An 11,193-nucleotide genomic window follows, 5' to 3' on the forward strand; every position below is an offset into this window, starting at 1 on the left:
GAACCAGCAACTTCACAGAATATTGAATTTTGACTGCGAATTTGGGGTATTATGGTCTAGGGGGACCGCAGTGAAAAAACTATACCTTAGTGATCTTCATATTGGCGATGGAACCTTGAAGGATGACTTCAAGTTTGATTCCGATCTTGTGGAATTGATATCGAGTTCTAAGGAGAAGGAGTTCAGCGAAATCGTAATTGTTGGGGATGGTCTTGAGCTTCTGACTTCAGAATTCGTTAAGAGCAGAGGACTGCTGCCTTTTGAAGAGCTTCTTAAAGAAATTGACGAGTCTATTCTTGAAGTTATTGAAAGAAAGCATGAGGAAGTCTTCAAAGCGTTCAGAGATTTCACTGAGAAGGGTCGATTAGTTTACGTAGTGGGAAACCACGACTCACTTTTGCTTTTTAGTGAAAAACTCCGTCACAAATTGAAGGAGTTACTGGGAGACGAAGATAAGGTTGAAATCCTGCCTTATTATTTTGACAGAGAGTTCAAGACTTTGGCACTTCATGGCAATCAGTATGACATTGTGAACAGATTCTTCAGAGATAGGAAGAACGGCAGTCTTATGCAGCCTTTTGGTGACTTTATGGCCCGGTTCATGATGGAGAACTTTGACAAATGTCTCATGAGAACCGAGCTTCCCGAGCAGGCGGTAAGGGATTATCAGAACGTACACCCTACTCTCGATGTATTTCAGTGGCTTGACTTCTTAAGGAGAGTGTATGAGGTCGACTCGGACTTACAGGAGGAGTGGTCAAGGCAGTTTCTTATTCTTCTTAAGAGCCATGATGCACAACGTTGGATAGATGCTAACTGGCCGGTTTTGAAGGTCATTGACGGGTTGTTTGTGAACAGGCACGGCGGTATGAAACTTGGAAGTCTGATGGTGAGAATCGTGATGGCAGTCAGAAAGTTGAAGAAGACTGATAATCTATATAGGCAAGGGAGAAGACTGCTTGGTGCGGAGGGAAAGAAAGGCTTTCAAAAGGCCATGAACAGTGAGTTCTTTCTGATGTATGGTGACAAAGCCCCGCCTATCGTTCCAGGTGAACTGAAAGGTGTCGTGATGGGTCATAATCACCGCCACGTATTGCGGATGATTTCGAGCAACGGAGAAGAGAAATTCTACGCTAATGCCGGGACATGGAAGCCCGTCGTTGAGATAATAGATGATAATCCTAAGAACGGTTTTGCAAGAAGAGTTGAGCTGGGGTACATCACTATAGAGATGATTTCTGACGAGTTTCTTGTTCAGTCGAACCATATCAAGAAACTTAGTGGCCTGCGGTTATCCGAGGATACAATAGAGCGGAATGCCGACAGTTCTATTTCGCACGAGATTGGACTAAGAGTCTGAGGAGGGATTCACGTTGCACTATTACAGAGGTTCCACGATAGTGCCGATTATCATTACTTTGCTCCTGGTAATAGTAGCTGCCGTAGTTGCAGCATTTTTCCTCTGGCCCGTTCCAGAACCGAAAATACTTATCTCGAATGTCTCGCCAATTCCGAAAAATGCAGAGAGAATCCAATATGCTGAAAAGGTAGAATTAAGATGGGAAGCTGTATATGAACGTCCCAGGCATGGCCTCTTAGCAGAAGTCTTCGCTGGCAAGGACAGAAATAGTTTGACCAGATTGGCACTTGACCTTCAGGGTGATCTGACCTCCCCTACTGAGGGGATATTTTCCTTCTCTCATGAGTTTGAGGTTGATCCTCATTCTCAGTATTGGTGGAAAGTAAGGGTTTACACAGAAGGCGGAAAATCTGCAGAAAGTGAAATCTGGACGTTCGTACTCATGAATACTTATCCTAGTAGACCAGAGCTAATTCCACCCGGCAGAAACCTGGGAAACGTCCCCCTAAAAGATCTGACACTTAACTGGAGTTCCAATGATCCTGATGGAGATGAGTTAGTATACGACGTGTATTTTGGCAGAGAGCCAAGATTAGATGAGAAGGACCTTCTCATTAGAGGAACGCACGAAACGATGGTTGACGTTTCGTTACTAAAGAGACTTGATTACTCGACGAAGTATTACTGGAAAGTCGTTGCGAAGGACTCGTATGGAGGTGAATCTACTTCTTATACTGAGAGTTTCACAACACAGATGAGGGCAGATCTTCCTGCAGTTACGCCGGAAAACCCAAGAAGCGGAGCTAGCGATTTCGATGCTGGAAGGAGGAGCCTCTCATGGAAGACCTCACTTCCTCTCGAGTACTATCCCGAACCACTTTATTTCGATGTCTATCTTGCGGAAGGTCAGTCGAGGCATTCCCTCATCGGAACCACGAATTCAACGGATATAGTTATTCCTTCTCTTAAAGGACACACAACTTACAGCTGGTATGTTGTAGTGAGGGACGCATCAGGTAAGGAGAAGAAGAGCGAAGAGTGGATCTTCCGGACTTCAAACAGAGCTCCTGTAATTGATATGAAGTATCCCTTTGCGCCTCCCGGGCAGTCCTCAATACCGGTAACTTGGAGCGTAGTGGATCCCGATGGGGATAGTGTTACAACCGAGGTCTTCTTCGGGGCTGAAGATGAAGAACCTGTCAGGATTGCTTCGGGCAGAATGACATCCGTTTTTCTTTCAGCTCTGGACGAGGGGACTAGTTACAGTTTAGTCATAAAAGCCAGTGACAATCATGGTGGCGAGGCAAGCAAAGAGATGCAAATAGTACCGGGAAACCGAGCTCCTAGTGTAGCCGTTGTTAACCCGGTTTCTCGGGAAGGGGTAGAGCCATCGGCTGTCTCTTTCAGGTGGGTCGGCGAGGATCCAGATGGCGACTCGATAAGCTATGAGCTTCATCTGAAGTCGCTAGATGATTCTAGAGTTATTGGACCTATAGATTCTCAAGAACGTGTAGTACGAGATCTTGGAGAAAACGAAGAGTACAGTTGGTATGTTGTTGCGACTGACTCTAGGGGCGCATTTGTCAGAAGCGAAGAAGCGGTCTTCAGAACGGGAGATAAGTCGCTGGCAGTAGTTCTACCGGTATCGCCCAGACCTGGAGAAGAAGAAGTACCCCGGTCGCACACCCGTTTCATTTGGGAAATCGATGGAGAGAGAGAGGGTCTTTCTTACAGGTTTGTTCTTGCAAATGACATCGAGATGAACAACACAGTCATCGAACGCGTCCTCGATGGACCGGATATTGAGCTTACTCAGGATATATTGAGCAACACCAGGTACTTCTGGCGGGTAGATTTGATCAAGGACGGTTCCGAGATTGCAGGAGAAATCTGGTCTTTTGAGACCGAAAACCTCCCACCCGAGGTTCCGCGCCTCATATTCCCAATGGACGGTGCTTCGGAAGTCTCTACAAGGGATCTGACCCTGAGATGGGAAGGTAACGACCCGGACGGGGTAATCGTTTCAACAAAGATCTACTTGCGCGGAACCGAATTCGTTGAGAAAGAGTATTCTGCCTCAGAGAGTTCTTTCACTATCGGTGAGCTTGAACCTGGGCGAAGATATGAGTGGGCCGTGGAGATTATTGATGATGGTGGGAAGAGCTCCAAGAGCAGGTACTCATCGTTTGTTACAGGCAACCAGAAGCCAGTCATCAAGCTTCTTCAACCTTCTCGCATGTTCCTGGAGGGGGCAACGACGCCTCTTGTTGTTGAATGGGAGCTGGACGATCCTGAAGGAGAAGACCTTGAGGTGGGAGTCTATGTCGACCTTGCCGAAGAGTCGTTAGGGCGCCCGGTAGCTATCGGAAATAACCTTGAGAGATATGTCATAACCAACCTCATTTCCGGAAGGGATTACTTGTTGACAATCGTGGCAGAGGATCCCGGAGGTGAAAAAGGGATTCTCGAAATACCTATAAAAAGCCGTGTTTCGGGACTAGACTACATTTATCCTTCCGGTGGAGTATTCGAGAACGACAGAGAGTTCTCTTGGTCATATTCACAACAGAGTTCGGGATACGTCTTCCGACTTTATGATTCAGATCATAACCCCATTGTCAGAAGAGTTGTTCAGGACAACAAATACAGACCCGAACTATCTTTTGAGGATGGTAGACAGTACTTCTGGGCTGTATCTGTCTTGAGAGACAACGTCGAGTATGCAGGCGAGCCGGTCAGTTTCATTTCCGGACAGCCGTTTGGAGTGTTGCTTGAAGCGCCGAGGAACGGAGAAAAAGTGTCGGCTTCGGGAGTAACATTGAAATGGGTTTTAGACGGTGATACAGAAATGATAAGGCAGAAGGAAGTCTATTTTGGAGAACTGGGTAGCCTTTCACGTTACACGGTTTCGAGCGACAGTTATCAAACAGGAAGGCTTCTTCCGGGACGAACATATGAATGGTTCGTTCAGTTGACAGACAATAGTGGAGTCACAATAAAAAGCGAGACTTTCCGATTCTCAGTTGAAAACAGACCTCCAGAACTGTCTTTAATCAGTCCCGTCGATGGAAGGGCGATCGGTGAAACGTATGTTGATTTGACATGGTCAGGCTATGATCCTGACGGAGATCAGCTGAGGTATTCGGTGTATTTTGGTTCGGGATCTGATCTTGAGCTTTATAGAGAGTCAATGCAGACAAATCAAATCAGAATATCCGGTCTAATCATGAATCAAATCTATAGATGGTACGTTGTGGCAACGGACGGCGAAAACACAGTTACCTCAGAGACGAGGACCCTTTATGTGGTAACGAGTCAAGTCGATCTGCAGGTAGAGGCTCCAGCTGCAGATTCAGTTGCCGATATCAGACCTGTCTTCTCATGGAAGGTTACCGGAGCGCAGGCGGGAGAGTTCAGAATTTATCTGGGCGAGTCTCAAGATCAGATGTCTCTAGTAGCTACGACAGCGGGTAACTCATTTCAGTATCAGGACCGACTGAAGGAAGACAGTACGTATTACTGGAAAGTTGAGCTGTGGAGGGACGGGAGTCTGCTTGCATCAACTTCAACAGTTCAGTTCAGAACGCAGTCTTCTGGAGAACCGCAACTTCATGATCAAAGAAGTGTAACAGCGATCTACTTCGGAGAGGCATTGAATATAGTTTCTTTGGATACTTCGGGCCTCGATATCATGGAGGTTCGTTATAACTATGATGGTGAAGTGCCTGTTGTGGTCAAAGGTAATCTTGTCTACGTCATAGAAGGGACGGGAAGACTAACAACCATTGATTATAGTTCGGGTGAGGCAAAGGTTATTGGAACGATCGCAACAAATACCTCTCCGGTCAAAATAGTGCTTGAGGGAGGTTACCTTTGGATTCTAGACAATAAGAGCGCTGGAGTCGTTGTCAGAGTCTCCCTTAATAGCAGCGGAATTCCCGAAGGGATGGATGTTGTTTACAGAGATTGGACAACGCCGGTAGATTTGTTCGTTACTGAGGACCTTTCAAGAATCTATTTGGCCGATGCTCTCTCAGGAATAAAGATCCTTCAGAGAGAAGGGACGGGATACGTCGATCGCACTTCAAGCTTCGATCTTTCTCTCGAAGGTTATTCTAGAGCCGTTGCCGAGAAGGACGGCATTGTCTTTTCCGGGGAAGCGGGCATAAACGGTGGACTGAAACTTATAGATACTTTGAGATCGCTGAAGAGCACCGTTGGAAGGTACTACATTGTCTTGAAGATCGAAGTCTCAGACGATATTCTCTACGCTTCAACCGACAAAGGAGTAGCGATTGTTGACATAAGCACTCCGGCATCTCCAGTTGTGTTGAGAGATCTGGAGCTTACGCAGGTCGATGAAATCTCAGTCTCGGGGAGGCTTATGATAGTGAAATCGGGAAACAGGATGTTAATATACGACGTAGAAAGACCAAATGATCCTATTTTGTTGGAAAGCAGGAATGAATAGTGTCATAATAGGAGGTGGTATTGTGAAAAAGTGTTTTGCAGTACTTCTAGTAGCAGCCTTGTCAGTAGTGATCTTTGCTGCCAGCGACAATGTTTTGGTAATGGCAATCGAAACCGAACCGGTTGGGTTAGATCCTACACTTGTAACTGCTTTCGCTTCTCACAGAGTATTGGAGAACGTTTACGACGGCCTTCTCAAGTATGATGAGAACATGAACCTAATACCTAACCTCGCTGTAGACTTCGAAGTTGTCGATCCTTATACCATCGTGTTCGAGATCAGAGAAGGAGTCAAATTCCACAACGGAGAATCCCTAACCGTTGAAGATGTTTTGTTCACATTTGAAAGGATTAGAGACCCGGAAGTGAAAGCTCCCGCAGCCACTTACTATGGTGAAGTCGAATCTATAAAGGTCATAGAAGGCAACAAAGTCGAGTTCAAGTTGAAGATTCCAATGGCCTCTTCTCTCTTACCTAACTTTGCAGGTGTCAATAGCGCAATACTTTCGAAGAGTTTTGTAGAGTCAGGAGCAAATCTTCAGCTCGTGACGAATGGAACAGGCCCGTTCTTTATGGTCGAATTTATAGCAGGTAACTACATAACGCTGAGAAAGAACACCGAGTACTTTGTGGAGGGACTTCCTTATCTAAGCGAAATAAAGATGATGATCATGCCTGAGGAGGTAACACGGGTCTCCGCGCTAAGAAACGGAGATGTCGATCTGGCAAAGATTAGCGAGCCGCTTAGTTTGAGACAACTGCCCTCAGACAGATTCAAGATATATAGAACACCGGTTCTAAGCTATTACTTGTTAGGGTTCAACACAACCAGAGGTCCTCTAAGTAAGCCAGAGGTTAGGAATGCTCTGAATTATGCAGTAAACAGAGAGATGATCGTCAAGGCGGTTGCATTCGACGAAGCAACTATAACAGGTCCTCTAAACCCGGAACTTGATTTTTGGGCGCTCCAGCCAAATGAGTTTGAGGAGTACACTTACAACCCAGCAAAGGCGAAACAGCTGCTAACGGAGGCAGGCTATCCAAATGGTTTTGAGTTTGAGATAGTTGCTGCCCAGAGATATAACTTCGACAAAGTTGCCCAAGTTATTCAAGCTCAGCTTGCAGAAGTTGGCGTCACAGCAAAGATAAACATTGTGGAATGGGGTATCTTCATTAGCAAATGGAGAGAAAGCGATTTTGATTCTTTCATTTCTATGAACAGTGGCTCTATAGACCCGGACATTCAGTTCAACAGAACTTTTAGAACTGGAGGATCCACAAATGTGTTCCTTTATAGCAATCCTCAGGTAGACGAACTGCTCGATAGCGGAAGAAGTGAGTCGGACCTTAACAGCCGACGTCTAATCTATGAAGAACTTCAGAAAAAGCTTGTTGAAGACTCGCCAATAATCTTCTTATACTCAGCAAACACAATATTCGCTTCCAATGATTCGGTTGAAGGATTCAGATCTCTGGCTAACGAGAGTCTTGTTTTCTTGAGAGAAACTCACAAAGAGTAATGAGCAGGTAGAGAATGGAGTTCGGATACATTGCCAGGAGGTTGCTTTCGGCAATCCCCACTGTTCTCTTAGTAACATTTTTGGTTTTCATTGCAATCCACATAGTTCCCGGCGATGTGGTGGACATGATGCTCGGAACTCAGAACTATCTTAGTGAAAGCCAAATAGAGCAGCTTTATACTGAATATGGTCTAGATAAGCCTTTAGTCGTTCAGTATGGAATATGGGTGAGAAACCTCCTTTCTTTCAATCTAGGAACTTCACTTAGAACGGGAAGAACCGTAACCGAACTAATAAGAGAGAGATTTCCCGTTACTCTTGAACTGTCATTATTCTCTCTTGGATTCGCTATGTTGTTTGGTATTCCAATGGGAATCATATCTGCAATCAAGAGAAATGGTTTCATTGACAATTTCGTAAGGATAATCGGCCTCATCGGTCTTTCGTCCCCATCCTTTTGGGTGGGGGCGATCTTCATAGTTCTCTTCTCAGGTACCTTTCACGGCTTCAATCTCTTTGGCTATGTAAGACCGGGAGTAGATCTAATTTCCAATCTTCAAGTGATGTTTCTTCCTTCGCTCACATTGGGTTTGATGGTTGCCGCCCAGATCTTAAGGATTACGAGAACCTCGATGCTGGACGTGTTGAATCAGGATTATGTTAGGACGGCAAGAGCAAAGGGGGTAAGTGTGCGAAATGTTATTTTTAAGCATTCACTGAGAAACGCTCTGGTTCCTGTGGTAACGCTTTCCGGCATTCAGCTTGGATATCTTCTTGGCGGGACAATCGTTATTGAGAATATGTTTGCGCTTCCGGGAATGGGAAGACTTCTTCTCAATGTAGTGAACGAAAGGGACTACCCAGTTGTTCAGGGAATTGTTCTTTTTATAGGTATTCTGATAGTTTTGTTGAACATAGCGGTAGACATAATATACACACTCATCGATCCTCGTGTCGAACTTCGGTAGGTGAGAGAGATTGCTTAATGTATTCAGAAGACTTATCAATAATCCAATTTACATAGTGAGTATGGCGATTATCATAGTTATAATCATGGTGACTCTGCTTCCTGGTTTGTTTGCTCCGTACGATCCGTATAAGATGAATATGGATTCTTTCATGAGCAAACCCACCTGGAGTCATCTGTTTGGTGGAGACCAGTTTGGAAGAGACGTGTTCTCAAGATCAATATATGGAGTTCAGAAGAGTGTGATCATTGCGTCCAGCGCAATTGCACTATCTGCTATTATAGGGACCTTGTTGGGACTCCTTTCCGGCTACATAGGCGGCTGGACTGATCTGGTAATCATGAGGATCATGGACAGTTTTTTTGCCTTCCCTTCGTTGATACTGGCTCTCTTCATTATTGCACTATTTGGTTCAAGCATGGCCAATCTGATATTCGCAATAGGGTTGGTCTACGTCCCGATTTTTGCTAGGACTGTTAGGGGAGCCACTTTGTCTCTGAAGGACAGTCTATATGTAAAGGCATCAAAGGCGTTGGGAAAGAAGGGTATTTCAATAATGTTGACCGACATCCTTCCAAACATCTCCTCTATACTCATAGTCACTTTCACAACAAACGTATCAACTGCCCTTCTTACAGAAGCATCTCTTGGGTTTCTTGGTCTTGGTTTACCTCCACCAGAACCTACTTTGGGAGGTATGGTAGGTCAAGGCACATCTTATCTACTTAGCGCACCATGGATCGTCCTCTTTCCCGGCCTTATGATCGCCATAATCGTACTGAGCCTGAATATTCTCGGAGATGGTCTTAGGGATGTGCTTGATCCAAGAATCAGCAGATAATTACCATCTGTAGGACCATAGGGTCGTGGAACTCGTGGATACGGCATCCACGTGTTTTTTGAGAGTCTCAATCTCTTCAGCGGTATCGATGAGTCCAGCGGCGACTATCGTTATGTCTGGTGCGTGTGCTCTGATCTTTGGGGCGATTTTCGCAGCAACAATTCCGGGGAGTATCTCAATATTTCTTACACCATTAGATACGATTTGCTGTATTCCTTTGTCAACGGCCCTCGAGTCAAGAACGAAGAACCTCAACAAGCTCTGATTCAAACCAACGTTGACGGCTTGCTTAAAAATCCTTAGTTTAGCCGTTATTATCCCATCTACCCCGCTCCTCTTAAGGTAGATAACGCTGTCTTCATCTCCAGAAAGTCCTGACACGAAATCAATATCAACAAATACCCTTTTGCCAGCAGATTTGAACTGGTCTATTCTCTCTTGAACTTCAAACAGGCCTCCATTGAGAAAAAAAACCGTCTCCGGTATAACGGCTTCCGGCCTCTCTTTTCTATCCCACAAAGCTGCAATGATTCCCTTAAGCATAGTAAACCTCCCTTAATCGATGATACACCATGTTCTGTAGATCGCTTATGTGCTCGTTGCTTTTAAGGTATCCGTAATGCATCATAATTAAATCTACACAAGAGAGTATCCGTAATCTGAAAAAACATTTGTGATATAATTCGACTAAACGTGGTAGAGTTTATGAGAAAACCACGCCATAATTTAATGGCGTGGTTTTCTTTTTGGAGGTGCCGGGATGCAGGCGGTGGTTATTGGTGGTGGAGTTGTCGGTTCGCTAATTGCCCGAGAACTCACAAGATACAAAATTGAAGTCGTTCTGGTTGAGAAGTCCGAGGATATAGGTCAAGGCGTTACCAAGGCGAATTCGGCGATTTTGCATGGTGGTTACGATGATCCGCCAGATACTCTAAGAGCGAAACTTTGTGCCGCCGGGAATTCGATGTTTACCAGGCTTTCTGAAGAGCTAAAGTTTCCTGTTAAGAGGACAGGGTCACTTGTGGTCGCCAGAGGCAGAGACGAACTGCCAAGACTTGAGGAGCTCCTTGAAAACGGCATCAGAAATGGTGTAGAAGGACTCAGAATTGTTGGGAAGAGTGAACTGAAGAGTCTGGAACCATACATTTCTGATGAGTTCAACTTTGCACTTCTTTGCAGCAGTGCCGGTATTACCGAGCCATGGATGGTAGCTATCTCTTCATCGATAAACGTCTCTGAAAACGGAGGCAAAATAATCACAAGCGATGAGGTAGTGGGCGGTACTATGAGAAATGGGAGGATTGAGAAGGTTCTTCTAAGATCGGGAAGAAAGCTAAGGGCTGATTTAGTGATAAACGCTGCGGGGGTATTCTTCGAGAGAGTTGCATCAAGCTTCGGAGTTGATGTGCCTTCCGTTAAATTGAGAAAGGGAGAGTACATTCTTTTGGATAAGAAAGCAAGTTCGCTTGTAAAAAGGATTATCTTTCCACTCCCAACTGCCGAAGGGAAAGGAAGACTCATTGTTCCAACGGTTGATGGAGGGGTTCTACTTGGTCCCACTTCTGTCGAGTTGCCGGGATTTACTCCTGAAGATGTGAGTACTACTTATGAGGGGCTGGTCTCTGTTAGAAATTCCGGGGAGTATCTGATTCCCGGAATAGACAATCCAGGCTGGTATGTCAAGTCCTTTGCCGGACTAAGACCGGAGACAGATCAGAAGGATTTCTACATAAGAAAGGCAGAAGAACTAGAGAACTTCATCACGGTTGGAGCCATCAGGTCTCCCGGATTAACTGCAGCACCGGCAATTGCAGAATATGTTGTGACTAGAATAGTCCCCGAAACAGGAATTCGCCTGGTCGAAAGAGATGATTTCGTTTCTAGCATCAAAGAGAGAGAGAGAATAAAAGAGCTTTCGTTTGAGCGAGTATCACAACTCATTGACAAGGATCCCGCCTATGGAAGGATAGTATGCCAGTGCAACGAGGTATCTGAGACAGAGGTGATTCAGGCAATAAGAGATGGAGCGAGGAC

At 45.2% G+C, this 11,193-nt stretch carries 7 protein-coding genes; 6 read left to right on the forward strand and 1 reads right to left on the reverse strand.

Going from position 1 to position 11,193, the window contains the following annotated elements; genetic code table 11:
* The first annotated feature begins 70 nt into the window (after nucleotides 1-70).
* Genes ENN47_09200 through ENN47_09220 form a run of 5 tightly spaced genes read left to right on the forward strand, consistent with a single transcriptional unit; the run spans nucleotide 71 to nucleotide 9,159 of the window.
* Nucleotides 71-1,360 (forward strand): hypothetical protein, encoded by a 1,290-nt coding sequence (locus tag ENN47_09200; GenBank protein ID HDP78339.1) that lies wholly within the window; start codon nucleotides 71-73, stop codon nucleotides 1,358-1,360.
* A gap of 13 nt (nucleotides 1,361-1,373) precedes the next feature.
* Nucleotides 1,374-5,831 carry a hypothetical protein gene (locus ENN47_09205; protein ID HDP78340.1) on the forward strand — a complete coding sequence of 1,486 codons (4,458 nt, stop codon included), beginning with the start codon at nucleotides 1,374-1,376 and terminating at the stop codon, nucleotides 5,829-5,831.
* Nucleotides 5,824-7,350, forward strand: coding sequence for an ABC transporter substrate-binding protein (locus ENN47_09210; GenBank protein ID HDP78341.1), 1,527 nt, complete (start codon nucleotides 5,824-5,826; stop codon nucleotides 7,348-7,350). The genes ENN47_09205 and ENN47_09210 overlap by 8 nt, the downstream gene beginning before the upstream one ends.
* A gap of 14 nt (nucleotides 7,351-7,364) precedes the next feature.
* Nucleotides 7,365-8,318, forward strand: coding sequence for an ABC transporter permease (locus ENN47_09215; protein ID HDP78342.1), 954 nt, complete (start codon nucleotides 7,365-7,367; stop codon nucleotides 8,316-8,318).
* A gap of 10 nt (nucleotides 8,319-8,328) precedes the next feature.
* Nucleotides 8,329-9,159: an ABC transporter permease gene (locus tag ENN47_09220; GenBank protein HDP78343.1), complete on the forward strand. Its 831-nt coding sequence runs from the start codon at nucleotides 8,329-8,331 to the stop codon at nucleotides 9,157-9,159.
* Here the strand turns inward: ENN47_09220 and ENN47_09225 are convergent, their stop codons facing one another.
* Nucleotides 9,160-9,702 carry a glycerol-3-phosphate responsive antiterminator gene (locus ENN47_09225; protein ID HDP78344.1) on the reverse strand — a complete coding sequence of 181 codons (543 nt, stop codon included), beginning with the start codon at nucleotides 9,700-9,702 and terminating at the stop codon, nucleotides 9,160-9,162. It abuts the gene before it with no gap.
* 217 nt (nucleotides 9,703-9,919) lie between these two features.
* On the opposite strand from ENN47_09225, the gene ENN47_09230 reads away from it, so the two are divergent.
* Nucleotides 9,920-11,193, forward strand: a 1,274-nt coding sequence (locus ENN47_09230; protein HDP78345.1) for an NAD(P)/FAD-dependent oxidoreductase, incomplete at its 3' end; no start/stop codon positions are given.

Origin of the sequence: Mesotoga infera (assembly GCA_011045915.1) — a bacterium.
Lineage (GTDB): Bacteria > Thermotogota > Thermotogae > Petrotogales > Kosmotogaceae > Mesotoga > Mesotoga infera_D.